This is a genomic window from Legionella worsleiensis (assembly GCF_001467535.1).
Classification (GTDB): Bacteria; Pseudomonadota; Gammaproteobacteria; order Legionellales; family Legionellaceae; genus Legionella; species Legionella worsleiensis.
Map to the genome: position 1 here is coordinate 44,972 of NZ_LNZC01000012.1, position 23,862 is coordinate 68,833.

Sequence of the window (23,862 nt, forward strand, 5' to 3'; positions counted from 1 at the left end):
AATAATAAAATCAAAGAACAGAGCCAGAATTCATACTAAACGAAGAATGATTGAGGTATGGAATGCAGTTGACGAATTCTGCTTCGCTGATACATGTAAAAATAAATTGACCCTTACTTGAATTCAAATAGTCAAATAAAGATCTTTGATGCTTTGCATCAAGCTCCGCAGGCAGATCATCAAAAAGATACAAACAATCACCCTTTAGTAGTGATCCCTGAGCTAATTTTAAAGCGATCAAAATAATTTTTTGTTGGCCACGAGAGAGAATGTGTTTTGCCTTAGTTTCATCACTAGAGATAATAATATCGGCCTGGTGTGGTCCAAACTGGGTAAATTGTCTTTGTAAATCACTATTGAAATGTTCTGCCAACACCTCAAATAGAGATTTATTTGCGTTTTTTTTATCCCAACCTTTGTAATACTCAAGTGTACATGTGGTTGATGTGAGTTTTTCCAAGGTATGATAAAAACTATCCCTCCATTGAACAAAATATTCCGAACGCAGATTATCCATTTGTGTCGCAATAAGATCCAACTGTTTATCCCATGGAATAAATTCCTGATATGCTGCGTGTTTCTTAAGTAATGCGTTTCTATGCTTGATTATACGTTTGTAATCTTTCCATAGTGAGAGATAGTTTTGTTTCACGTGAAACAATCCCCAATCAAGGACGCTTCTCCTGACTCCTGGGCCGGCATCGATAATTTGAAAAATATCTGCATAAAAAATTTGGCAAGGAACTGCATAAGCCAATTGGCTGGTGGTGTAACATAATTGATTATTTATCTTAATTTGTGTTGGTTGCCCAGCTGACTTTTGAATACTGATAGTTGAATTGTCGGTAAAGCGGGAAAAAACAGTTAAGTTAGACTGGCCAAGGGTAACAATAGGCGCAATTTCTCTTGTTTTGAAAGAGTGACCGCAACTTAATAAATACAGAGCTTCGAGAATAGAGGTTTTTCCACTTCCGTTAGGGCCGTATATAAAATTAAAATGCGGATTAAAAAAAAGAGTTGCTTCGGTAATATTGCGTAAATGGTGTATTCTTAACTCGGATAAAATCATATTTTCATAGGCATAATGATGTATTGATAATTATCATTCTGCAGAGATTCAATTAAAATGCTACTGTCTGTGTTAGACATGGACATTCGTATTTTACCATCACCAAAATGATTTAAAACATCAAGCAAATAAGTTGCATTTAAACCGATTTTTAACTCATCACCTTGGGTTTCAGCAACCAAGGATTCAACAGCTTCTTCTTGTTCGTTATTATTCGCAATCAACGTTAATTGTTCAGGTTGTAAATGCAGTAAAACGGCTTTTGATTTTTCATGCGCTAAAATAACAATTCGTGCCAAAGATCGTTTAAGCATGGCGCAATCAATAATGATCTGTTTGTCTTGTTCTCTGGGAATAGCCTTGTTATAAGGAGGAAATCGTGCATCAATCAGTTTGGACATAAAACTAAATTGACTGCTGATCAGTTTGAAATGTGATTTACCCGCAGCGAGCAAAACCTGCTCATCATTAATGCAATTTAAAAGGCGTAATAATTCTTGCACCCCTTTCTTGGGTAATAAAAGTTTATATTGACTTTCATTAGAGCAAGCATAACGACTAATAGCCATTCTGTGTCCATCAGTAGCAACCGCAGAAATTTGATGCGGCTCAAACTCCAAAAAAAGACCGTTAAGAAACACACGTACATCTTGCTGTGACATGGCAAAATGAGTTGATTGCAACAATTGCAATAAAACCAGACGAGGAATTGATAACTCAACTTCATTACACTCATCTTCGCTTAATGGATAATTCTCAGCAGGCAAGGTAGTCAATTTAAAAGAACTACGCCCTTGTTTGATAGTCACAATACCCTGGTCAAATAGAATATTAGGACTCGTGTTTTCATCAAGCGACTTGATAATGTCAATAAATTTTTTTGCAGGAACAGTAATACTTCCTGAGCTTTGATTAGACTCACAAGACACATGAGCAGAAATTTCAATTTCTAAATCAGTTGCCGTAAGATGCAATCGGCCATCGGCTAATTTAAGCAATACATTAGCTAAAATGGCTAATGATTGCTTTTTATCAACAGCGCCTGCAACAGTAAGTAACGGAGCGATAAGATCTTCTTTTTTTATAGCCAACTCAAACACGATGAACCCCTTGTCATGAAGATAATATACGCATTAAATTTTTATAATCTTCAGTAAAATCGCTATCATCCTGAACCAATTCCTTAACTTTTCTGCACGCATGGATCACCGTAGTATGATCTCGGCCACCAAAATGATCGCCAATTTCAGGCAAACTGTGGTTAGTCAATTCCTTACTTAAGGCCATAGCCATTTGTCTTGGTCTGGCAATAGAACGACTGCGCCTTTTAGATAACAAATCAGCAACTTTTACTTTGTAATACTCAGCTACTGTTTTTTGAATATTTTCAATAGTTACCAGTTTATCCTGAAGCGCCAGAAGATCACGCAAGGCTTCATGCACAAACTCAATAGTAATGGGTTTTCCGGTAAAATGCGCATTAGCGATAACTCGGCGCAGAGCTCCTTCAAGCTCTCGAACATTGGAGCGAATCCGTTTGGCTATAAAAAAGGCCACTTCGTAAGGCAATTCAATATTAGACTGCTCTGCTTTACTGATTAAAATGGCCACTCGAGTTTCCAGCTCAGGTGGTTCAACTGCTACGGTTAACCCCCAACCAAACCGGGACTTAAGCCTTTCTTCCATGCCTTCTATTTCTTTAGGATATCGGTCACTGGTGAGTATTATTTGTTGCTGACCTTCCAGTAATGCATTAAATGTGTGGAAAAACTCCTCTTGCGATCTGTCTTTGCCAGCGAAAAACTGTATGTCGTCAATAAGCAAAGCGTTTAGAGAACGATAAAACCGTTTGAACTCGTTGATGGAGTTTGTCTGTAGAGCCTTAACCATGTCTGCAACAAAACGTTCCGAATGCAGATAAAGCACTTTAGCTTCAGGATTGTTTTTAAGAATATTATTGCCTATGGCATGCATCAAATGGGTTTTACCTAAACCTACTCCACCGTAGATAAACAAAGGATTGTACGCATCACCAGGTCGTTCAGCAACTTGCATGGATGCAGCCCGTGCCAACTGGTTTGAATTCCCCTCAACGAAACTGTCAAAAACAAATTTCTTGTTCAAATGGCTACTTTTATAGTCAACTGCTTTTTTAGCTACTGGTTTGGTTACAGGGTTAGTCGAAGAAGGTGTAGGGGACGCACTGGTGTCGCTAACTGATGCAACCGATTCGGTAGCTTTGCTGCCAATCTCAATACAAACGGATTTAATATCATCCCCGCAAAATTGATTGATCAGTTCCTCTATACGAGAAAAAAAATGTTTTTTAACCCAATCAACAACAAAGCGATTAGGCGCAAGTAAAATAAAACGTTGCTCATCTGTATGAGCTTGTAATGGACGCAACCAGGTATTGAATTGCTGAGCAGAATATTCATCTTGCAATAAACCTAAACATTTTTGCCAAACAGTTGCAGACACAACATAACTCCTCATCGTATAAGGGCGGTAAAAAGTGCTAAAACTAATTATCCACGGCTACAAATATTGCCATTGAAAGCGCCTAGACAGCAAGATAATTAAATAGATTAAATAAAAAGATTCAAAAGGTAAAAAAAATATAAAACGAAAACTGAGTTTTAATCAATCGATGTTTTAGAGATGAGATTATACCCAGCATTGGAAAAAAGGCAAAGTTATCCACAAAAAAAAACCAATAAAACCTCTAAAGAGAAAAAAGGGAGCCAAAAAAAATACAGCCAAGATCCGTTTAGCACGAATAATTCATCAGAAAGACAAGGGATTAAAGCTATGGATAAGTAGCGTTTAAAACTAGGGATAAGTTGAATAAAAAAACTAGGTTAGTGAAAAAAAGAGAACAGCAAACATTATAGACACAACTAAAAAGCAAACTTACCAACATCTTTAGAAATAGAATAACACAATGATTTCATTAGTTTTTTTAACCTTATTAACAAGTAAGATAAACACTAATAATAAATACAAGATTTTGATCTATATAAATTTATAATAATTATTGCCTCGCTTAAAAGTGAATGACTTAATAAAAAATCAAAATTGAGGCTCCTCTATATTTTAAAAAATTCCCCCCCAACAAAAATAAAAGCGAAAAAAATGGCTCTTACGGGTCTTTAATTTTTAATCACACGAATAAAGATGTGTATAAGAACCATGTAAAGGCATGCCAAAACCGTGTATAAGACGGGTGAGGATAAATGAGAGGCGTTTTATACACATTTTAAAACAAGGTGATACCGTAGTTTTAAACAGGTTAAAATCAGACTAACTTATTGATATTTATGATTTTATATAAATTACTAACAGCATTTTTCACGCTAAGAGTAATAAAAAAATAAATAATTTAAGAATTATATAATTATTAGTGAGGTGCCCCAAATTTTAAAAGCGTCAAAAATTAAACATCATTGCAATTTGACAGTAGCAAGAAAGTTATCTATCATTGCCAACCTCATAAATTTATATACAGGTTCATCATGAAACGCACCTTTCAACCCAGTAATTTAAAACGCAAACGCGATCATGGTTTTCGTGAGCGTATGGCAACTCGTGCCGGTCGTTTAGTTATTAAACGTCGTCGTGCCAAAGGACGTAAGCGTTTGTCAGCATAAGTGTTTGCATTTAACAAAACACAGAGACTGTTGACAAAAAAAGATTATGACCATGTGTTTGAACAGGCAAAAAAAATTGTAACTACCGAATTTGTAGTGCTGTACAGGAATAATAATCTCGGTCATGCTCGGTTGGGTTTAGCATTATCAAAAAAAATGATAGCCAAAGCTCACGACAGAAACCGAATAAAACGCCTTCTGCGGGAAGGTTTCAGAACACAGAAACTGCCCGCAGTGGACATGATCTTTCTAGCCAAACATGGCGTGGCACGACAAACAAACTCAGGTATAAACAGCCAATTGAGCAAAACATGGGAAAAACTAAAGTCATACTACGACAAATAGTATGCATTCCAATTAAATTATACCAATTTTTGATTGCCCCATTGATTAAACCGTGCTGTCGCTATTATCCTAGTTGTTCACAGTATACTGAGAGTGCAATCAAACAACTTGGCGTAACCAAAGGTATATGGATGGGATTGAAGCGTATACTCCGCTGCCATCCCTGGTCTCCCGGCGGTTATGATCCGGTACTCCCTAACGATGAGAAGCTTTAATGGATATTAGACGTATAGTTTTATATATGGCGCTAGCGCTGGTTGGTTTATCACTTTGGAATGCCTGGCAAGCAGATTATCCGGTGACTGCACCGGTTGCTGCCCCTCTAACCAGCCAGGTAAATACTGACGGTCATTTGTTGCCCGAGGTTACACCAGGACAATCAGAACAACTCCCTCTAAATCCAGCACATAATCCGCAAACAGAATATAACGTTCAAAATTCTGACCAACTGATCCAGGTTAAAACTGACGTTTTAGATGTGGCCATAGATCTGAAACATGGTGACGTAGTCAAAGGTTTCCTTCTTGATTATCCCTTAAGCGTTGAGGATAAAAATAAGCCCTTTCCTTTGTTACAAAATCAATCTCAGGATCGTTATGTAGCAAACAGCAGTATCTTTGTCGCAAAAGACAACTCCGTTCAATCGCTTAACTTTGCGTTTACAGCAAAACAAAATGAATATCAGTTAAAACCAGGCCAGGAACAATTGACTGTCTCCCTTGATGGTACTAATGAAGACGGGCTTGCTGTTACCAAAGAGTTTATTTTTACCAAAGGCAGTTATTTGATCGACGTTAACTATAAAATAGTCAACAAAGGATCTCGTGATTGGAAGGGCTATCTGAATACTCAATTGCTGCGTAGCTCACCTCAAGAAGATAAATCAAGTATTTTCCATGTTGGTTCCTACACTGGCGCTTCCTACTCAAATCCAGGGACACATCGTTTTCAAAAGGTCGGTTTTAGTGATATGAGCAAAACCAATCTTGATGTTGATGCCAAGGGTGGATGGATAGCCATGCAGCAACATTATTTTTTAACTGCCTGGATCCCTGCCAGTTCAAGCGAAAATAAATTTTACACCCGTGCAATTAATGGTGATTACACCATAGGTGCGGTCAGCCAGCCTATTTCTATTAAACCCGATGAACAAAAAGTTATTGGTTCCAGGCTTTATATAGGCCCGGAAATTACCAGTGATCTAAAAGCCATAGCTCCGTCTTTGGATTTAACCGTCGATTACGGCATTCTTTGGTTTGTTTCATCATTACTGTTTTCCTTGATGAAAGCCATTTATAACGTTGTTGGCAATTGGGGTTGGTCTATTGTTCTGGTTACTGTGCTGATAAAATTGGCTTTTTACAGGCTTTCAGCAACCAGTTACAAGTCTATGGCCGGTATGCGTAAATTACAGCCTAAGTTACAGGCGTTACGTGAGCGCTATGGCGATGATAAAGCGAAAATCAGCCAGGCAACTATGGAGCTTTATCGCCAGGAAAAAGTAAATCCTTTAGGCGGTTGTTTACCCATCATCATTCAAATTCCAGTATTTATCGCCTTGTATTGGGTCTTGTTAGAAAGTGTAGAGTTAAGACAAGCTCCTTTTATCTTATGGATTAATGATTTAGCCTCTGCTGATCCTTATCATGTTTTGCCCCTGATTATGGGTGCGACCATGTTCGTTCAGCAAAAATTAAATCCAGCGCCACCTGATCCCATGCAAGCTAAAGTAATGATGTTCCTGCCTGTATTATTTACCAGTCTGTTCTGGAGTTTTCCTTCCGGTTTGGTATTGTACTGGATAGTGAATAATACGCTGTCTATTCTGCAACAGTGGTACATAACCCGCAAATATTCAGAAGATAAACCAGTAAAAAAACTGGCAGCTGCAGCGAAATAAATGGCAGAAGATACTGTTGTAGCCATAGCTACCCCACCAGGAAGAGGTGGGGTAGGTATAATCCGCTTATCCGGTAGTAAAGCCTACCTGATTGCCACAACGCTTAATTCCAATAAAGCCCTTAGTCCCAGGTTGGCAACCTACTGTTCCTTCTATACTGCAGACAAGGAACTAATAGATCAGGGACTGATGATTTTTTTTAAATCTCCTCATTCATTTACTGGCGAGGATGTTGTCGAAATTCATGGTCATGGCTCTCCTGTTGTAATGGATATGCTGTTAAAAGAATGCGTGCAATTAGGAGCCCGGCTTGCCAGACCTGGCGAATTTTCAGAACGAGCGTTTCTTAATGACAAAATCGATCTGACACAGGCGGAAGCGATAGCCGATCTCATCAATTCAAGCTCACAAACAGCAGCACGTTTGGCGTTGCGTTCCTTACAAGGTGATTTTTCTGCAAAAATCCACCAGTTAAATGAACAGCTCATTTACTTGCGCTTATACGTTGAGGCAGCTATTGATTTTCCTGAAGAGGAAATTGATTTTTTAAATGATGGCAAGGTGTCTTCTTTGCTGCAGTCTTTGTTGGATGAACTTAAGCTGCTGCGAACACAAGCAAATCAGGGCGTTATTCTTCGTGAAGGACTTTCTTTGGTTATTGCTGGCAGACCCAACGCCGGTAAGTCAACATTAATCAATTATCTTGCTGGCCGTGATGTTGCGATAGTAACTGAGGTAGCTGGCACCACTCGAGATGTTATGCGGGAACACGTGTTGCTGGATGATATTCCCTTGCACATAATCGATACCGCAGGATTACGTGACAGTGATGATGTGGTTGAACAAGAAGGAATTAGAAGAGCTTGGCTGGAGTTAAAACAAGCCGATTGTGTGTTATTGGTAGTTGATGTGAATGATCCTGAGCAACAAAAACATCTTCTCCAGGAAATACAACAGGTTTTACCTGATAACATTCCGGTTATTACCGTATTTAATAAAATCGATCTTCATCATCTTTCCCCTAAAACAGAACACCATACCGTTTATCTATCAGCCAAATCAGGGGATGGTATTGATGGTCTTAAGGTACTGATCAAACAACTCGTTGGCTATCAGCCTAATGAAGGTCAGTTTTTAGCGAGACGTCGTCATCTTCAGGCACTGGACGAAGCCCTTAATCTGTTACTTACTGGCCAAAAACAATTGAATGAACATCAAGCAGGCGAGTTGTTAGCAGAAGATTTACGCCTTGCCCATCGTGTTCTGGGTGAAATCACGGGTGAGTTTACCTCTGATGATTTGTTGGGACGGATTTTTTCCAGCTTTTGTATTGGTAAATAAAGACCTGTCGCTCTATGAACGTGTAACTTGCTCAATTGAATTCACCGCAATTCAACTCTTTCTGTGCACTTGAAAAAAAACGCCTACGTACAGAGTCCTTATCTTAAAACAATGTGAAGAAATTAAATACAAAACTAACTTGTCAAACGGAATATCAAATGGTAAGTTACTATAAATAAAACTTACTGTATATATTTTTTGCGAGTTATAATCATGGTGTATTCGAGTCAAAATGCAGCGTTTCGAAGGGATAAACATCTATTCTTTGCCGCTTTTTCTTCTTCTGACCAACTGATTACTAAAATTGACGCTGTAGCGCATCATGCTGATACTGTTGGCTATACCTTTCTTTTGAAAAACAAACAACTGCTTGAAACTGAATTTAGTGAAATGTTTCGGATCTTGCAAAAACAACGTAACAAAAATAATGAGATTTTTTGGTTGTATTGTTATTATTGTGCGTGCCTTCTGGAAGCTTTTCATAGTGCTTATTCACAACCTGATCAAATGGAAGAATATGCTCAGATTAAGATCCTGATAAAAGATCGTTTACACAATAAAACCAAACCAAAAGAATCTGATGCGCCCTTTATTGATTCTCTCATGAATTCTTTTCTTGGCGGTTTTCACCGTTTAGTTAACTCTCCTTTTCATGTAGCGCAAATTCGTGATTATGTTGGCTATGCTAATTTGTGTCGAATCTATTGGGCGTTTTGTCGTTTGACGTTAACTCAAGGTTTGACATTGGCTAAAGACATGCATCTTATTGATAAATTAGATGTTATTTTAGGCACTCATACTGATGTAGATAAGATCATTTCTGTATTCAAAGCCCCTATAGGTGTGATTAATTACTTTAGCGTCGGATTTTTTATCATCAGGCTGATGATAGATGGTGGTATGCTGATTAAACATACCTTTTTTCCATCAGAACTGGAAGAAGGCGAAAAAAAAGGATGTGATGTGTCGCTGCTCAACAATTTGCCCGGAGCTGCCAGTATAGACGCTTACCGAAACAGTTATATTCTGGTCCGGGAATACGATAACGCAGAAGCAGTGTTGTATTATATTCCTAAAACAGGGAAGCCCCTTCTGCTTGAGCATCTGGATCAGGAGCAATTAAAAACAGATTTACTTCATCAGCTAGAATACAACCAAACCATCCTCCTGACAGCTGATGAAATACATACCTTCATTACCCAGCAAACAAATCATGTTCCTGAAGTTACAACACCTTTTGAGCGCTTCAAACATGAGTTATACAAGCGACATTGTAATTTTGCTAATGACGTGGTTTGGGCTACGGTGAACTGTCTTAGCAACTTTAATCATCTCTTTAATATTTCTGCGCCGGTTGCCGGATACCTGACCGCTGTATTTCTAAGCTTTGACGTGTGCTTGGCCCTGTATCGTTGTAAGTTAGCAGAGCAAGAATACAGTACTAAAAAATCCCAATACCTTCTGGAAATTGCAGATTATAACAATCCGGCTCTGTTTAAAAATCTTTCTGCTGAACAACGTCAGTTGCACATTGAGATGCTGCATCAACAGTTAATTGAACTTGAATTAAGCTGGAAAACCAAAGAAGCAACATTTCATTTTGTAGCAACAGCTGCGGCTGTGTTGATGTCAGGATTTAGCGTAGCAATTCTAGCCAGTTCTTCTGTGTTAGTTCTCGCTTCTTTTTTTGTGTGTACAGTAGCCGTAGCAATGTATCTGTCAACTAATGCCTATTCGAATTATAAAGAGAAAAAACTTTATCTGGAACAGGCTCAATTGACAGACAATCAACTTGCAGTTGCTTATAAAGAATTTGAAACGGCTCGTAATGATTTTATCTTTACCATGGTTAAAAATACGGTTATGCCTACAGTTTTAATAACCACATTCGCCATCTGTTGGCCTGCCGCCATTGTCTTGACGGCCATGTATTTGAGCTATGAATTGTACCATGCCTACGACCAACAAAGACAAACAAAAGCAGCGCAACAATTGTCATTAGACCATTACGAAGAAACAGAAGAGCGCCCTGCTGTTCTTCCTGCTACTGGCTAAACTTCTGGATACATGGATTTAATGGCAGCGATATCCTTTTCGCTTAAACGAGATCGCTGCCCTATTTCAACTCCATCAGTTAAGGGTATTATTGTTTTCTCGCCATTCTTGGAAAACGCATAGGTACCATAGTGCATAATGGATTGGTAATCATATTCACCAAAATCTTTGCCATCGGTTAACTGTTGTGCAAAATTGTGTTTGTGCTCATCTTCTATATTCTCCCATAGGATACGTACATAAGAGCTTCTGTCTGACCGTGACTGCTCATGCCATAAGCCTAAAGCATGGCCTATTTCGTGAACTGTGTTCATCGTTGTGCATCGAGGTGCAAGATTAATTTCCTGTTTCCCCCCTTTTTTACCGACGTAAGAAGAACAGGTTGTGCCCTCGGCATGAATAAATGAAATATAATCTTTATGGTTGTATCGGTTTTTTGAAGTTAACTCCAAAAATTCCAGATGGGTATTTCTTTGCCAGTGATCTATGGCTTGATAAATGGCTAATTTATTCCTGAAAGGTAACTCTTCATCAATCTCATAGGGAATAATTCCATTAGGCCAGCGAGTGCCACCTGCTTTGGGAGTGATTATAGCGCCTTGATTATTTAAATGGCTCACTTTCCCAATGAGTATGTCTCCCTCAACAACTGCAAACTCATTAATTTGTTCATAAATCACCGTGCGGCTTCCCAAAACAGGATCAGCAATGGTGACATGTCCCAACTGAGTTGCATAGGATGAAGGCAAGAAAAAACAGGACGCAATAACACCATGAATTGTGACATTATATTTCATAAAATATCCTTATTATGTGAAATAAACCAGGAACAGTTTATTGAAAGGCTGCTGCAAATTCTATGGCATCAATAAAAAAATCAAGACGAGGCGATTAGTCAAACAGGATTTAGGCCACTTTGGCTTAAAAAAAATTGAGCGATAAAGTACTTTGGGTGTTTAAGTATTTTTCATTTTTAAAGCAGCTTCATAGACTTCATTTTTAGTGGCTTTAGTGAGTTTACAAGTTATAGATACAGCCTGTTTAAGAGGGACTTCGTGTAATAATACTGCAAGTAGTTCCTCGTATGCATGATGATTTTCTACAATGGGTCGAGGCGGAATAATCAAAACAAACTCACCCTTGGTATGCCCGGGGTCAGCTAATAACCATTGTTTGATTTCGGTTGTTGTGCCGGAGATAAACCGTTCAAACGTTTTAGTAAGTTCCTTTGCTAAAACCAGCTCGCATTCAGAGCCGAAAGTAAGTGCTATATCGTCAATACAGTCGAGAATTCGGTGCGTTGATTCGTAAAAAACAAGAGTATGCGGTTCTGATTTTAATGATTCCAGTTTGCTTGTTCGAGCACTATGTTTTGCAGGCAGAAAACCTAAAAAGATAAAAGAGTCGCAAGATACTCCAGCTGCACTTAACGCCGTAATCAAGGCGCTAGCTCCCGGAACAGGTATCACTGGAATGGCGTTTTGGCGAGCACTTTTAACCAAGGGATAACCTGGGTCGCTAATTAATGGGGTACCCGCATCGCTAATTAATGCTATAGATTGTCCATTCAGTAGTTGTTCTATGATGAGTTTACTTTTTTCACTTTCATTATGTGCATGCAGCGAGCTTAGTTTGTTTTTTATTCCCAAGGAGGTGAGCAGTTGCATTGAATGTCGAGTATCTTCTGCCAGAATCAGGTCTACTGTTTTTAAAATGGTGAGCGCTCTTAAACTGATGTCTTCCCGGTTTCCAATGGGGGTCGCAACTATATAGAGAGTTCCTATGCCTGTTGCTAGAGAGTTTGTCATAGTTTATCCTCTTCGGTTAGTGCGTATTTGGTGAAGTAACATGTTTCTTAAATTATCGGATGTTCGTATTGTATTAGTACTGGCTGCAAGTTTTTTAATTTGTCATTGTACCAAAACCGTAAACTCAACTGAACCTGTAGCGACAGTTCAAAAAAAAGTGGTTAATCCTTACAGCATGCCTACCGCAACCTATCTTGCATTAGCAAAAAAAGAAGAGGGTCACAAAAAAAACGATCTTCTCCTTGCAGCAGCCGGACGAATGATTTCCGAAGGCCAGTGGCGGAAAGGCTTGGCTATTTTAGCACAATCCGATGAATTAACTGAGGAACAACTTAATGAAAAAAATGTCTTATTAGCTAAAATAGATGTGATTCGTGACAAACCTGAAGCTGCTTTAACGCAATTGGCAAAAATCAATCAATCCCAAACACTCTCTTCTTATAATCAAATTCAATATCATGAATTACGGGCTCAATCTTATCGTTTAACCGGACATTTAATTGAATCAGTGCAAGAGCGTATAACACTTGAAACCTTGCTCAGCGGTACCGATTTGCAAACAAACAACCTAAGAACTCTCTGGTTAACTTTAATCAACATACCTCAGACCCAATTAAGCACTATGGTTGCTGAAGCCGTTGATAAATCTGAATTGCAAGGTTGGTTGCAATTAGCGGTTATTGCTGGTCAATATCGAGAAAGCCCTAAGTCTTTGCTTGATGCTTTGGCTCAGTGGCAATCGCATTTTACCAATCATCCAGCTAATGCCCTTTTACCATCACCCTTAAACCGCATCGCTGATAAAATGATTGCTAAACCTAAACATATAGCATTATTACTTCCTATGAGTGGACCGTTGTCGGGCCCAGGAAAAGCAGTACATGACGGTTTTATGGCCGCATATAAATCGAGAAATGATGAAGAAACAACACAGATAAAATTTTATGACACTGCCAAGGGCGATGTCACTCTTTTGTACCAAAAAGCCATAGATGCAGGAGCGGATTATGTTGTTGGTCCCTTGACCAAGAGTCAAGTTGCTGCTGTTGCCGCATTAAATCATCCTGTACCTACTTTACTTTTGAATGATTCAGCAACTGCAGTGCAGGATAACTCTTATCTTTTCGGACTTTCACCTGCAAATGAGGCCACTCAGGTAGCATTAAAAGCGCAAAGTAAAGGATATAGAAAAGCTCTGGTTATCGCTCCAAAAAATGATTGGGGGAATGAGGTGACCAAAGCATTTAGCCAGCAATGGACGAATAATGGTGGTAAAATAGCCGACACCCTTTTATACGGTGCCGAGGATGATCTAAACAAGAACATTCAGGACTTTTTAAAAGTTTCTGAAAGTCAGGCAAGAGAGAAGCGATTAAAACAGGTCTTGGGAACTAACCTGAACGCTTTAACCACCCGCAGGCATGATTTTGATATGATCTTTTTATTGGCTTATCCCACAAAAGCTCGTCAGATTATGCCTTTGTTAAAGTACTATTATGCAGGCGATGTTCCTGTTTTTGCGACATCAACTGTGTATGGCGGGAGCGCAAATGCGTTAAAAGATAAAGATTTGGATGGTGTTGTTTTTTGCGACATTCCCTGGGTCTTTTCGCATCAGGCCGGATCACGAAACTGGCCAGAGCAATTTAACAGTTATAACCGACTTTATGCATTGGGGATGGACAGTTACGCTCTGGCTACTCAATTAAACCAGTTAATTTTATTTCCAGCAGACGGTGCTATGGAAGCTAATGGTACTTTATTTTTACAACCTTCCGGGCAAGTCGCACGTGTACTTGAGTGGGGACAGTTCAGACAAGGACTGGTACAGTCTTTAGGCACTACGGTTTAGCCAGATTAAACAATTTAAGGTAGAGTTATTTGAGCACCATAAATAGAGGACGAAGTGCCGAACAACAGGCTTTGGCCTATTTGCTAAAACAAGGACTTAAATTATTAGGTCAGAACTATTACTGTCGTTCAGGCGAGATCGATTTGATTATGCAAGAAGGTGATTATCTTGTTTTTATTGAGGTTCGTTCTCGTTCAAATATACAATTTGGTGATGCAATTGCGAGTATTACGTTTGCAAAGCGCCAAAAGATTATAAGAACGGCCTCGCATTATTTGCTGAAGAATAAACGATATGAACAAACCCCCGTACGCTTTGATGTCATCGGTATTGAGGGAAATACAGGGGTAATTACCTGGTTAAAAGATGCATTTAATGCCGATTATTGAAAATAAAAAGGTTAATAAAAAATGATTCAGTTGGAAGAAAGAGTAAGACACCTTTTCGGTGTTCATATTGAGACAAAGATTGCTGTTGCTGATGCTTTATCAGAAATTATCGCCAAAGCAGGACAACGATTGGTTAATTGTCTCTTGGCTGATGGAGCAATATTTATCTGTGGCAGTGGAGGATCAAGTGCCAATTGTGCGCATTTCACCAGCTCTATGTTGAATCATTTTGAGGTAGAAAGACCGCCTTTACCCGTGATTAATTTAAGTTCTGATGCTGCATGTGTCGGATCATTTGCAAATGAAAATCATTATGGTCAGGTGTTTGCCAGACAAATACACGCCTTAGGAAAGGAACAGGATGTATTGCTATTACTCACCACTTCGGGCAATGCAGATTGCATGCTGCATGCGCTGCATGCAGCAAATGAACGGGGTATGGATACTATCGCTTTAAGTGGACGGGATGGCGGTGTTTTAGCAAATCATTTGGGGCCTGAAGATATAGAGTTGCGTGTGCCCTCAGACAGCGCAGTGCGAATAAGAGAGATTCACTTGTTCATATTGCACTGTTTTTGTGATTTAATTGATCAGTCTTTATTTGGTCAAGTTTTAGGGTAAAAAATGAGTATAAACACGAGATTAAAATCAATAGCTGTTTTATTGGTATCTGCTATGTTAACAGGCTGTGTGGTTGCTGTTGTTGCGGGCGCAGCCGCAGGTATGGTCTATGATAGACGAAGTGTCACAACCATAGAAGCAGATGCTCGATTATTTCATGTCATCCATAAAGAGATAGTTACCGATCCTCAGTTTAGAAATTCACGTATTTTAGTGACCAGTTTTAACCGGGTTGTCTTATTAGTGGGGCAAACGCCTACCGCATCCTTGCGTGTTGTTGCAGAACGAGTGGCGCAGAATGCTCCTGGCGTAAGGCGAGTCTATGATGAGATTACAGTAGATAATCCCATTCCATTAACTCAACGCTCGCAAGATTCCCTAATTACGGGACAGGTTAGAAGCAATATGTTAACCAAAAAAGGTCTGGAATCAGGTTCAATACGTATCGTTACAGAAAACGGTGTCGTTTATCTAATGGGAATAGTCACCCCAGAGCAAGCTTCTTTGGCTGTTGACGTGGCCCGACGCATAAACGGTGTACGTAAGGTCGTGAAAATTTTTCAGTATATTCGCTAAGATGTTAAAACACGGACGTTTTATCCTCATGCTTTTGCTTGCTGCCTGTACTTTATCTGGTTGTATCAGTACGGTATGGACTGGTGCTAATTTGCTTTATGACAGACATAACGTTTATAAAAAACTGAGTGACTATAATTTATTGGCTGAGGTTAATCGAATTTTGGCGGTAGACAGGACGTTCAATAACTCTCTTTGTGTTCTGGATATTGCCGTATTTAACGGCGATGTACTTGTAGCAGGCCATGTCCCCACTAATGAGTTGTTTGAGGAGTTGAGCGCACGTTTGACTCAAGTAAAACAGTATAGACGCCTGTTTAACGAGGTTCAGATCAAGCGTATTTCATCTAACAGCGTGGCGGACAGTTGGATTACTACAAAAATACGCAGTCAAATATTTGCTGATGATTCAATTGCCCCAGATGCGTTTAAAATAATAACGTCAGATCGGGTGGTTTATATTATGGGCGATGTGGAGCCCAATCAGGCCGAGAAGGTTATTAAAATGGCACGATATACCAAGGGTGTTGAGCGAGTGGTAAAAATAATGAAGTATTACACGTACAAAAATTAAGTCAGACAGTGAATGGTTTGTTTCAAAGAAAAAAGCATTGCAGTTTAAGTGTTTATTGACCTATCAATGCATCAAGAAATATGGCCTGATACAATCAGGCCATTAGCTGCACGTCCAAGCCAGGAAGTGGCTAACCTGGGAGGATAGCGTATAATGTATCAATGGATTCGACCTTTATCCAGTCGTTTACGCATTTTTCTTAAATTAAATTCCCGATTAAGCCCTGTAGAGCCGTTTGTATCGGATTCTGTCTCTTGATCGGTTTTGGGGAGAACGGGATGAGATTTACAGTGGCGTCTATAGAGGAGATGACATTTATTATGTTTGTGTTCTAATCCGTCGTTATAACGATGAATCATCTTTTCACGCAGACTGGCAGCGGTATGTTGCATTTTCTCAGACATAATGTATTCCTTTGGCGAGGTTCAAATAAATCTACCTGGTTTTGCATGAAAACCAAGCCCTACATGTTTATTATAGCTCGAAATTTGAATATGGTCGTTGATTATTGAAATAGGTTGTTTTATAATTCGCGCGGTGAACGTCAGGTGAATATGTGAACAAAAAGCTGAATAAGCGCAAAATAATGCGGTTGTGGCTAACGCAGCTTGGATTAACTTTAGTTATCGCTGGCGTGTGTGCCGTGGCTTTTACTATGAAAGCTGCAGGTTCAGCATTGCTTGGCGGACTGGTCTGCATCATCCCTAATGCTTACTTTGCAAGCAAAATCTTCAAGTACGAAGGGGCTCGAGCTGCAAAGCAAATAGTAAACAGCTTTTATAAGGGTGAAGCAGTCAAGATTATTTTGTCCATGTTCCTGTTCACAGCGGTGTTTGTCTTTTTTAAAGTATCGCCGTTAGCTTTTTTTATATCGTATATATTGGTACTCATGACGCATTGGTTTGCCCCATGGATAATTGTCAATAAACAGAATAGGCCAGAAAGTGACTGAAATGGTATCTAGCACAAATTACATCAAGCATCATTTAACATACCTCACTTACAACGTGAGCGATATGAAGTTGGGTTCAGACGGCGGTTTTTGGACGCTGAACCTCGATACGTTATTTTTCTCCTTGTTTTCAGGAATTATTGTTGCTGCATTGATGTATTTTGGTGCACGTAAGGTAACAACCGGAGTTCCTGGAAAACTGCAGAACTTTGCTGAATTAATGCTGGAATTTGCAGATAATCAGGTTAAAGACTGCTTCCATGGGAAAAATAATTTAATAGGCCCATTGGCACTCACCATATTTTTATGGGTGTTTCTCATGAACTTCATGGATATAGTCCCTGTTGATGTATTGCCTTTTATTGCGCAAATGACGGGTATACATTATTTGAAAGTGGTGCCGACAAACGATCTGAACCTGACTTTCGGTTTGTCTATCTCCGTTTTTTTATTAATTATTTTCTACAGTATCAAAATAAAAGGTGCTAAAGGGTTTATTAAAGAATTAACCTTGCAGCCTTTTAATCACCCGCTGTTCATTCCTTTTAACCTTTTGCTGGAACTGGTTGGTTTAATCGCCAAACCCATTTCTCTGGCTCTACGGTTATTTGGAAATTTATATGCTGGCGAATTAATCTTTATTTTGATAGCGTTACTCACCTTAAATGCAGCATCAAGTTCATTGATAGGAACAACGACTCTAGGTTTGGCTCAGTTTGTACTGGCACTGGCCTGGTCTATTTTCCATATTCTGGTAATTACGTTGCAAGCATTTATTTTCATGGTCCTGACTATTGTGTATCTCAGTCTGGCACACGAAGAACATTAACCAATTTAATTTTCATCATCCATTGTAAAGGGGATAAATATGCAAGCTGTTGAATTAATAGCACAAGTACAAAGTATGACCGTTATTGCGGTAGCCTTGTTAATCGGTTTGGGCGCACTGGGCACGGCAATAGGTTTTGGTCTATTGGGTGGTAAGTTTTTAGAAGGTTCAGCACGTCAACCAGAAATGGTTCCCATGCTGCAGGTTAAAATGTTTATCGTAGCTGGTCTTTTGGATGCGGTTACTATGATTGGCGTTGGTATCGCATTGTTCTTTACTTTCGCAAACCCTTTCCTTAGCAACCTGGGTTCTTGATAACACATGAACAGGGCGCCATTGCGCCCTAATTGTTACAGGAGATATTACTTTGGATATTAATTTAACATTAGTAGTACAAATGCTGGTTTTTGCCGCTTTTGTTTTGTTTACTATGAAATTAGTTTGGCCTCCATTAGCCAAAGCATTGGAAGAAAGGCAAGAGAAAATAGCAGATGGTTTGTCTGCTGCTGAACGTGGTCGTAAAGAGCTTGAATTGGCACAACATCGTGTCAAAGATGAGTTGCGACAAGCCAAGGCTCAATCTGCTGATATAATCGATAAAGCGAACAAACGCGCTTCGCAAATCATAGAGGAAGCTAAAGAAGCTGCCAAAAAAGAAGCTCAGATACAAGCGAAGCTTGCTCAGGAGCAATTGGCACAACAAGTAAATCATGCTAAAGAAGAACTGCGTAAACAGGTTGCCCGATTAGCGATATCTGGTGCTGAAAAAATTCTAATGCGTGAAGTGGATGCCAAAGCAAACAGCGCACTGTTAGATAACTTGATAGAAGAGATTTGATATGTCTGATAGCACCACTATAGCGAGACCCTATGCAAAAGCAATTTTTGAGCATGCATTGGCAGAAAACAAATTGGCTGACTGGTCTGCACACTTGATGAATCTTGCGCAAGCAGTACTTACACCTCAAGCATCGCAATTTATTGCAAATCCGGCTACCACAGAAACGCAACAAATCGAGTTGTTACATGAGGTTTGCGGCATAAAAAATAAAGACATCAATTCGTTGCATAACCTGATTGCCTTGTTGGTAACCAACAAGCGGTTGATGCTGCTTCCAGAAATTAAAGCGCTCTACGAGGCGCATAGAGCGGAACAGGAAAAGACTCTTAGTGTTGATGTTTTGAGTTTTTCTGAAGTCTCGTCTGCGCAGCAACAAAAGCTTGCTGAATCACTCAGCAAGCGGTTACAGCGTCAGGTGTCACTGAAAATCAGTATTGATCCCTCCTTGCTTGGTGGTGCAGTTATTCGTGCAGGCGATTTAGTTATCGATGGTTCAGTTCGGGGCAAGCTCAACAAGCTTGGTACCGGCTTGGCCGCTTAATTTAGAGGATAGTTTCCATGTCAGAACAAGTAGCTTTAAATCCTTCTGAAATCAGTGAATTAATCAGAAAGAAAATTGATCAATTTAGCGTGGTTTCCGAAGCACGTAATGAAGGAACTGTTGTTAGTTTAAAAGACGGTATCGTCCGCTTGCACGGTCTTGCGGATGCAATGGCTGGTGAAATGATCGAATTTCCTGGCGGAGTATATGGACTGGCACTGAACCTTGAAAGAGACTCTGTAGGTGCAGTAATACTTGGCGACTCCTCTACCTTGGCTGAAGGTCAAAAAGGTAAGTGTACCGGACGAATTTTAGAAGTTCCTGTCGGTAATGGTCTTTTAGGTCGTGTTGTTGATGCTTTGGGTAATCCTATAGACGGTAAAGGCCCTATTAATGCTGCTGCCATGTCACCTATAGAAAAAGTAGCTCCTGGGGTTATTTCACGTAAGTCAGTTGATCAACCTGTACAAACAGGCTTGAAGGCGATTGATGCGATGATTCCTGTAGGTCGTGGACAGCGGGAGTTGATTATCGGGGATCGTCAAACAGGTAAGACTGCAATCGCTATTGATGCCATTATTAACCAGAAAGGTACCGGTGTTAAATGCGTGTACGTTGCCATTGGTCAAAAGGCATCATCCGTTGCTTCTATAGTACGTAAGTTAGAAGAACACGGTGCTTTAGAACACACTATAGTCGTTGTTGCTGGCGCTTCTGATTCTGCTGCGTTACAGTTTATTGCCCCCTACTCTGGTTGTTCTATGGGTGAATACTTCATGGAGCGCGGCGAAGATGCATTAATCGTCTATGATGACCTGACCAAACAAGCTTGGGCATACAGACAAATATCCTTGTTGTTACGCAGACCACCAGGTCGTGAAGCGTACCCTGGGGATATTTTCTATCTGCATTCTCGTTTGCTGGAGCGAGCCGCTCGAATCAATGCTGAAGAAGTAGAAAAATTAACCCATGGTGAAGTAAAGGGTAAGACCGGTTCCTTGACTGCTCTGCCTATTATCGAAACTCAGGCTGGTGACGTGTCCGCCTTCGTTCCTACTAACGTAATATCGATTACTGACGGTCAGATCTTCCTTGATGTTGATTTATTCAACTCAGGCGTTCGACCTGCAATTAACTCCGGTTTATCAGTATCTCGAGTTGGTGGTGCTGCACAGACTAAAATCATGAAAAAGCTGGGCGGTGGAACTCGATTGGCTTTGGCACAGTTTCGTGAGTTGGAAGCATTCTCTCAATTTGCATCTGACCTTGATGATGCAACACGTAAGCAGTTAGAGCGTGGTCAGCGCATTACTGAACTGATGAAGCAAAAGCAATATTCCCCTTTTACTGTAGCGGAAATGGGTATTTCTTTATTTGTTGTTGAAAAAGGATACCTGGATGACGTTCCAGTAAACGAAATCAGTTCTTTTGAATCTTCATTGCACGATTACATGCGCAGTACCCATGCCGCATTACTGCATGCAATTAATGAAGCTGGTGCTTACGATAACGAGATTGAAGCCAAATTAACAAAAGCAGTTGAAGAGTTTAAACGTACAGCTAGTTGGTAATTCAATATCTCGAGGAAGTCATTCCAATAGGTATACAGGTCATTACTATTGAGGTAATGACCTATAAATCAATTAAAGGCGAAGTAACATATGGCTGGAGCAAAAGAAATCCGTTCGAAAATTTCGAGTATTAATAAAACTCGTAAAATTACACGAGCGATGGAAATGGTGGCAGCGAGTAAAATGCGTAAAACGCAGGAAAGAATGCGTGCATCCAAACCCTATGCCAATAAAATTTACGACGTAGTAAAGCATATCGCTCGTGCGAATTCGGAATACAGACATCCTTTTATGACCGAACGAGAAATAAAACGCATAGGCGTTATCGTTGTGACAACCGACAGAGGATTATGCGGTGGTCTTAATGCTAACCTGCTGCGAGAAACTATTCGTAATATTCGCAGCTGGAAAGAGCAAGGCAAAGAAGTCGATATTGCTGTTGTTGGCAGAAAAGGCCAGGCTTTTTTCAAGCGTGTTGGTGGACATATCCTTGGCTCCGTTGAGCATTTGGGTGACACCCCTGGTCTTAATGACTTGATAGGCCTTGTTAAGGTAATGATTGATTCTTATTACAACGGTACTATAGATTCTTTGCATATCGTTTATAACGAATTTGTCAATACCATGACGCAAAAGCCCATGGTGAAACAATTGTTGCCATTACCCAAATCTGAAGAAGATACCACTACCATGGGTCATCATTGGGACTATATTTACGAACCAGATGCCAAGGATTTACTCGATGATTTGCTAGAACGTTATATTGAATTACAAGTTTATCAGGCCGTCGTAGAGAATATCGCCTGTGAACAGGCCGCAAAAATGATTGCGATGAAAAGCGCAACCGACAATGCGGGTGATTTGATAAAAGAATTTCAATTGGCTTATAACAAAGCCCGACAAGCTGCAATTACTCAAGAGTTAGCAGAAATTGTCGGTGGCGCAGCCGCTTTATAAGAGGGTATAAAATGAGCTTAGGTACTGTAGTAGAAGTAATTGGTGCGGTGGTTGACGTTGAGTTTCCCCGTGATAGCGTCCCTAAAGTCAATGACGCATTAGAGCTTGTTGATAGTGATTTGGTTTTTGAAGTCCAACAACAACTTGGAGACGGTGTTGTACGGACTATTGCCATGGGAACAACAGATGGTTTAAAAAGAGGTTTAAAAGCCCGCAATTCAGGTAAACCGATTCAGGTTCCTGTCGGTAAAAAAACTTTGGGTCGTATTATGGATGTTCTTGGTCGTCCAGTTGATGATGCCGGTCCAATCGGTGCGGAAGAGCACTGGGCTATTCACCGTAAGGCGCCCAGTTATGAAGAGCAGGCAGGCAGTCAGGAATTGCTGGAAACCGGTATTAAAGTTATTGATTTGCTGTGTCCTTTTGCCAAAGGCGGTAAAGTTGGATTGTTCGGTGGTGCCGGTGTAGGTAAAACTGTAAATATGATGGAGCTAATTCGTAACATTGCGATCGAACATAGTGGTTACTCTGTGTTTGCCGGTGTGGGCGAACGTACTCGTGAAGGAAATGACTTTTATCATGAAATGAAAGACTCAAACGTCTTGGACAAAGTATCTCTTGTTTATGGACAGATGAATGAGCCACCTGGAAACCGTTTGCGTGTTGCCTTGACCGGTTTGACTATGGCGGAAAAGTTCCGTGATGAAGGCCGTGATGTATTACTGTTTATCGATAATATCTATCGTTATACTCTTGCTGGAGTTGAAGTATCAGCACTATTGGGTCGTATGCCCTCAGCGGTAGGATATCAGCCTACATTGGCTGAAGAAATGGGTATGCTGCAAGAGCGTATTACTTCTACAAAGACAGGATCTATTACGTCCATTCAAGCAGTTTACGTACCAGCTGATGACTTGACCGATCCATCACCTGCAACTACCTTTGCTCACCTTGATGCTACCGTTGTATTGTCTCGTCAAATTGCTGAGCTTGGAATTTATCCAGCAGTTGATCCGCTTGACTCTACTTCACGTCAGTTAGATCCATTAATTGTTGGTCAAGAGCACTACGATACAGCTCGTCGTGTACAGCAGACCTTACAGCGTTATAAAGAATTGAAAGATATTATTGCGATTCTTGGTATGGATGAGTTGTCTGAAGAAGACAAACGAGTCGTTACTCGTGCTCGTAAAATCCAAAGATTCCTGTCTCAGCCTTTCTTCGTTGCAGAGGTGTTCACTGGTTCCCCAGGAAAATACGTTTCTCTGAAGGATACCATTAAAGGATTCCAGGGAATTCTTGCCGGTGAATACGACGATTTACCAGAGCAGGCATTTTACATGGTTGGAAGCATTGAGGAAGCTGTTGCAAAAGCTAAAACCCTATGAGGCAAACCGATATGACTATAACAACGCATCTGGATATTGTTAGTGCGGAACAAGAAATTTTCTCTGGACTGGTAGAGATGGTTGTTGCCACAGGAGAGTTGGGAGAAATCGGGATAACTCCCGGTCATGCTCCCCTGCTTACGCTGTTAAGGCCTGGTGAGATACGTTTAACCATTCCTGGTGGTGAGCAGGAAATATTTTACGTTCAAGGTGGAATGCTTGAAGTGCAACCCCATCGTGTTACTGTTTTGGCTGATGTCGTTGAGCGAGCCGAGCATCTTGATGAAGCCGCTGCCCTTGCGGCAAAAGCTCAAGCGGAAGCAGCTATGGCCAATAAAGGCGGTGACCTTGATTATTCTGTTGCTGCGGCTGAGCTGGCTCGAGCTGTTGCGCAAATTCGTGCGATTCAAAAAGTAAGAAAAAAGATTAAATAATTTTGACTCTTTTCGGATCTAAGAAGGCCAGTATGAATTAACTGGCCTTTTTTATTGAATCAGCAAATTACGACCAATGAGTACATCAACTAAGCATACGTATTGATGCATCCTCTTAGATTAATGCGATGACCCATATCATTAACACAAATGATACAACTTATACACC

General features: G+C 40.1%; 27 protein-coding genes. 21 read left to right on the top strand and 6 right to left on the bottom strand.

Translation table 11 applies throughout. The annotated features are described in order from the left end of the window. Nucleotides 1–10: 10 nt before the first annotated feature. Genes recF through dnaA form a run of 3 tightly spaced genes read right to left on the bottom strand, consistent with a single transcriptional unit; the run spans nt 11 to nt 3,550 of the window. The gene (recF, locus tag Lwor_RS06035; RefSeq protein WP_058493008.1) at nt 11–1,069 is read right to left on the bottom strand and encodes a DNA replication/repair protein RecF; all 1,059 of its coding nucleotides are present in this window, start codon (nt 1,067–1,069) and stop codon (nt 11–13) included. Next, nucleotides 1,066–2,169 (bottom strand): DNA polymerase III subunit beta, encoded by a 1,104-nt coding sequence (gene dnaN / locus Lwor_RS06040; protein ID WP_058493009.1) that lies wholly within the window; start codon nt 2,167–2,169, stop codon nt 1,066–1,068. The genes recF and dnaN overlap by 4 nt, the downstream gene beginning before the upstream one ends. A gap of 13 nt (nt 2,170–2,182) precedes the next feature. Further along, nucleotides 2,183–3,550, bottom strand: coding sequence for a chromosomal replication initiator protein DnaA (gene dnaA, locus Lwor_RS06045; protein ID WP_058493010.1), 1,368 nt, complete (start codon nt 3,548–3,550; stop codon nt 2,183–2,185). Between the two features lie 180 nt (nt 3,551–3,730). Between dnaA and Lwor_RS13735 the strand changes: the two genes are divergently transcribed. The 7 genes from Lwor_RS13735 to Lwor_RS06070 all read left to right on the top strand — a co-directional run bounded on the left by Lwor_RS13735 (nt 3,731) and on the right by Lwor_RS06070 (nt 10,360). After that, complete coding sequence (locus tag Lwor_RS13735; RefSeq protein WP_157063132.1) at nt 3,731–3,892, top strand: hypothetical protein; 162 nt, start codon at nt 3,731–3,733, stop codon at nt 3,890–3,892. Nucleotides 3,893–4,584: 692 nt separating this feature from the next. Then, nucleotides 4,585–4,719, top strand: a complete 135-nt coding sequence (gene rpmH, locus Lwor_RS06050) for a 50S ribosomal protein L34 (RefSeq protein WP_006869475.1) — start codon at nt 4,585–4,587, stop codon at nt 4,717–4,719. Beyond that, the gene (gene rnpA, locus Lwor_RS06055) at nt 4,720–5,064 is read left to right on the top strand and encodes a ribonuclease P protein component (RefSeq protein WP_058493011.1); all 345 of its coding nucleotides are present in this window, start codon (nt 4,720–4,722) and stop codon (nt 5,062–5,064) included. It abuts the gene before it with no gap. Then, nucleotides 5,031–5,279 carry a membrane protein insertion efficiency factor YidD gene (yidD, locus tag Lwor_RS13460; protein WP_083501580.1) on the top strand — a complete coding sequence of 83 codons (249 nt, stop codon included), beginning with the start codon at nt 5,031–5,033 and terminating at the stop codon, nt 5,277–5,279. Before rnpA ends, yidD begins: the two co-directional genes overlap by 34 nt. Next, nucleotides 5,279–6,964 carry a membrane protein insertase YidC gene (yidC, locus tag Lwor_RS06060; RefSeq protein WP_058493012.1) on the top strand — a complete coding sequence of 562 codons (1,686 nt, stop codon included), beginning with the start codon at nt 5,279–5,281 and terminating at the stop codon, nt 6,962–6,964. The genes yidD and yidC overlap by 1 nt, the downstream gene beginning before the upstream one ends. Next, nucleotides 6,965–8,305 carry a tRNA uridine-5-carboxymethylaminomethyl(34) synthesis GTPase MnmE gene (gene mnmE, locus Lwor_RS06065; protein ID WP_058493013.1) on the top strand — a complete coding sequence of 447 codons (1,341 nt, stop codon included), beginning with the start codon at nt 6,965–6,967 and terminating at the stop codon, nt 8,303–8,305. Nucleotides 8,306–8,518: 213 nt separating this feature from the next. Then, nucleotides 8,519–10,360, top strand: coding sequence for a hypothetical protein (locus Lwor_RS06070; protein WP_058493014.1), 1,842 nt, complete (start codon nt 8,519–8,521; stop codon nt 10,358–10,360). Here the strand turns inward: Lwor_RS06070 and legP are convergent. Both legP and rsmI read right to left on the bottom strand, forming a co-directional pair. Further along, nucleotides 10,357–11,157 (bottom strand): Dot/Icm T4SS effector Zinc-dependent metalloprotease LegP, encoded by an 801-nt coding sequence (legP, locus tag Lwor_RS06075; RefSeq protein ID WP_058493015.1) that lies wholly within the window; start codon nt 11,155–11,157, stop codon nt 10,357–10,359. The genes Lwor_RS06070 and legP overlap by 4 nt on opposite strands. A 159-nt stretch (nt 11,158–11,316) precedes the next feature. After that, a complete protein-coding gene (gene rsmI, locus Lwor_RS06080) occupies nt 11,317–12,168 on the bottom strand; it encodes a 16S rRNA (cytidine(1402)-2'-O)-methyltransferase (RefSeq protein WP_058493016.1) in 852 nt (283 codons plus the stop codon). A 40-nt stretch (nt 12,169–12,208) separates the two neighbouring features. Between rsmI and Lwor_RS06085 the strand changes: the two genes are divergently transcribed. The 5 genes from Lwor_RS06085 to Lwor_RS06105 are packed head-to-tail and all read left to right on the top strand — an operon-like array spanning nt 12,209 to nt 16,180. Then, complete coding sequence (locus Lwor_RS06085; RefSeq protein WP_058493017.1) at nt 12,209–14,020, top strand: penicillin-binding protein activator; 1,812 nt, start codon at nt 12,209–12,211, stop codon at nt 14,018–14,020. Between the two features lie 29 nt (nt 14,021–14,049). Then, a complete protein-coding gene (locus Lwor_RS06090; protein WP_058493018.1) occupies nt 14,050–14,409 on the top strand; it encodes a YraN family protein in 360 nt (119 codons plus the stop codon). Between the two features lie 21 nt (nt 14,410–14,430). After that, entirely contained in the window at nt 14,431–15,030 is a 600-nt protein-coding gene (locus tag Lwor_RS06095) for a D-sedoheptulose-7-phosphate isomerase (protein ID WP_058493019.1), read from the top strand. Nucleotides 15,031–15,033: 3 nt separating this feature from the next. Further along, the gene (locus Lwor_RS06100; RefSeq protein ID WP_083501581.1) at nt 15,034–15,606 is read left to right on the top strand and encodes a BON domain-containing protein; all 573 of its coding nucleotides are present in this window, start codon (nt 15,034–15,036) and stop codon (nt 15,604–15,606) included. A gap of 1 nt (nt 15,607) precedes the next feature. Continuing rightward, complete coding sequence (locus Lwor_RS06105) at nt 15,608–16,180, top strand: BON domain-containing protein (protein WP_058493020.1); 573 nt, start codon at nt 15,608–15,610, stop codon at nt 16,178–16,180. 158 nt (nt 16,181–16,338) lie between these two features. Here the strand turns inward: Lwor_RS06105 and Lwor_RS06110 are convergent, their stop codons facing one another. Then, the gene (locus Lwor_RS06110) at nt 16,339–16,584 is read right to left on the bottom strand and encodes a hypothetical protein (protein WP_058493021.1); all 246 of its coding nucleotides are present in this window, start codon (nt 16,582–16,584) and stop codon (nt 16,339–16,341) included. Between the two features lie 152 nt (nt 16,585–16,736). Between Lwor_RS06110 and Lwor_RS06115 the strand changes: the two genes are divergently transcribed. From Lwor_RS06115 to Lwor_RS06155, 9 genes are all read left to right on the top strand, one after another. After that, a complete protein-coding gene (locus tag Lwor_RS06115) occupies nt 16,737–17,132 on the top strand; it encodes a F0F1 ATP synthase subunit I (protein ID WP_058493022.1) in 396 nt (131 codons plus the stop codon). A 1-nt stretch (nt 17,133) separates the two neighbouring features. Continuing rightward, on the top strand, nt 17,134–17,961 hold the full coding sequence (atpB, locus tag Lwor_RS06120) for a F0F1 ATP synthase subunit A (RefSeq protein WP_058493023.1): 828 nt from the start codon (nt 17,134–17,136) through the stop codon (nt 17,959–17,961). A gap of 39 nt (nt 17,962–18,000) precedes the next feature. Next, entirely contained in the window at nt 18,001–18,276 is a 276-nt protein-coding gene (atpE, locus tag Lwor_RS06125) for a F0F1 ATP synthase subunit C (protein ID WP_028382916.1), read from the top strand. A gap of 52 nt (nt 18,277–18,328) precedes the next feature. Beyond that, a complete protein-coding gene (locus Lwor_RS06130) occupies nt 18,329–18,799 on the top strand; it encodes a F0F1 ATP synthase subunit B (protein ID WP_058493024.1) in 471 nt (156 codons plus the stop codon). A gap of 1 nt (nt 18,800) precedes the next feature. Then, a complete protein-coding gene (locus Lwor_RS06135) occupies nt 18,801–19,343 on the top strand; it encodes a F0F1 ATP synthase subunit delta (RefSeq protein ID WP_058493025.1) in 543 nt (180 codons plus the stop codon). Nucleotides 19,344–19,360: 17 nt separating this feature from the next. Then, nucleotides 19,361–20,914 carry a F0F1 ATP synthase subunit alpha gene (atpA, locus tag Lwor_RS06140; RefSeq protein ID WP_058493026.1) on the top strand — a complete coding sequence of 518 codons (1,554 nt, stop codon included), beginning with the start codon at nt 19,361–19,363 and terminating at the stop codon, nt 20,912–20,914. Between the two features lie 90 nt (nt 20,915–21,004). Continuing rightward, nucleotides 21,005–21,871: a F0F1 ATP synthase subunit gamma gene (atpG, locus tag Lwor_RS06145; protein WP_058493027.1), complete on the top strand. Its 867-nt coding sequence runs from the start codon at nt 21,005–21,007 to the stop codon at nt 21,869–21,871. Nucleotides 21,872–21,882: 11 nt separating this feature from the next. Continuing rightward, entirely contained in the window at nt 21,883–23,259 is a 1,377-nt protein-coding gene (gene atpD, locus Lwor_RS06150) for a F0F1 ATP synthase subunit beta (RefSeq protein ID WP_058493028.1), read from the top strand. Nucleotides 23,260–23,270: 11 nt separating this feature from the next. Next, nucleotides 23,271–23,693 carry a F0F1 ATP synthase subunit epsilon gene (locus Lwor_RS06155; RefSeq protein WP_058493363.1) on the top strand — a complete coding sequence of 141 codons (423 nt, stop codon included), beginning with the start codon at nt 23,271–23,273 and terminating at the stop codon, nt 23,691–23,693. The last annotated feature ends 169 nt before the right edge of the window (nt 23,694–23,862 follow it).

Coding starts and splice junctions, on each gene's coding strand:
- recF (WP_058493008.1), bottom strand. CDS start 1,069: ATGATTTTATCCGAGTTAAGAATACACCATTTACGCAATATTACCGAA.
- Lwor_RS13735 (WP_157063132.1), top strand. CDS start 3,731: ATGAGATTATACCCAGCATTGGAAAAAAGGCAAAGTTATCCACAAAAA.
- rpmH (WP_006869475.1), top strand. CDS start 4,585: ATGAAACGCACCTTTCAACCCAGTAATTTAAAACGCAAACGCGATCAT.
- yidD (WP_083501580.1), top strand. CDS start 5,031: ATGGGAAAAACTAAAGTCATACTACGACAAATAGTATGCATTCCAATT.
- yidC (WP_058493012.1), top strand. CDS start 5,279: ATGGATATTAGACGTATAGTTTTATATATGGCGCTAGCGCTGGTTGGT.
- mnmE (WP_058493013.1), top strand. CDS start 6,965: ATGGCAGAAGATACTGTTGTAGCCATAGCTACCCCACCAGGAAGAGGT.
- Lwor_RS06070 (WP_058493014.1), top strand. CDS start 8,519: ATGGTGTATTCGAGTCAAAATGCAGCGTTTCGAAGGGATAAACATCTA.
- legP (WP_058493015.1), bottom strand. CDS start 11,157: ATGAAATATAATGTCACAATTCATGGTGTTATTGCGTCCTGTTTTTTC.
- rsmI (WP_058493016.1), bottom strand. CDS start 12,168: ATGACAAACTCTCTAGCAACAGGCATAGGAACTCTCTATATAGTTGCG.
- Lwor_RS06085 (WP_058493017.1), top strand. CDS start 12,209: ATGTTTCTTAAATTATCGGATGTTCGTATTGTATTAGTACTGGCTGCA.
- Lwor_RS06095 (WP_058493019.1), top strand. CDS start 14,431: ATGATTCAGTTGGAAGAAAGAGTAAGACACCTTTTCGGTGTTCATATT.
- Lwor_RS06100 (WP_083501581.1), top strand. CDS start 15,034: ATGAGTATAAACACGAGATTAAAATCAATAGCTGTTTTATTGGTATCT.
- Lwor_RS06105 (WP_058493020.1), top strand. CDS start 15,608: ATGTTAAAACACGGACGTTTTATCCTCATGCTTTTGCTTGCTGCCTGT.
- Lwor_RS06110 (WP_058493021.1), bottom strand. CDS start 16,584: ATGTCTGAGAAAATGCAACATACCGCTGCCAGTCTGCGTGAAAAGATG.
- atpB (WP_058493023.1), top strand. CDS start 17,134: ATGGTATCTAGCACAAATTACATCAAGCATCATTTAACATACCTCACT.
- atpE (WP_028382916.1), top strand. CDS start 18,001: ATGCAAGCTGTTGAATTAATAGCACAAGTACAAAGTATGACCGTTATT.
- Lwor_RS06135 (WP_058493025.1), top strand. CDS start 18,801: ATGTCTGATAGCACCACTATAGCGAGACCCTATGCAAAAGCAATTTTT.
- atpA (WP_058493026.1), top strand. CDS start 19,361: ATGTCAGAACAAGTAGCTTTAAATCCTTCTGAAATCAGTGAATTAATC.
- atpG (WP_058493027.1), top strand. CDS start 21,005: ATGGCTGGAGCAAAAGAAATCCGTTCGAAAATTTCGAGTATTAATAAA.
- atpD (WP_058493028.1), top strand. CDS start 21,883: ATGAGCTTAGGTACTGTAGTAGAAGTAATTGGTGCGGTGGTTGACGTT.
- Lwor_RS06155 (WP_058493363.1), top strand. CDS start 23,271: ATGACTATAACAACGCATCTGGATATTGTTAGTGCGGAACAAGAAATT.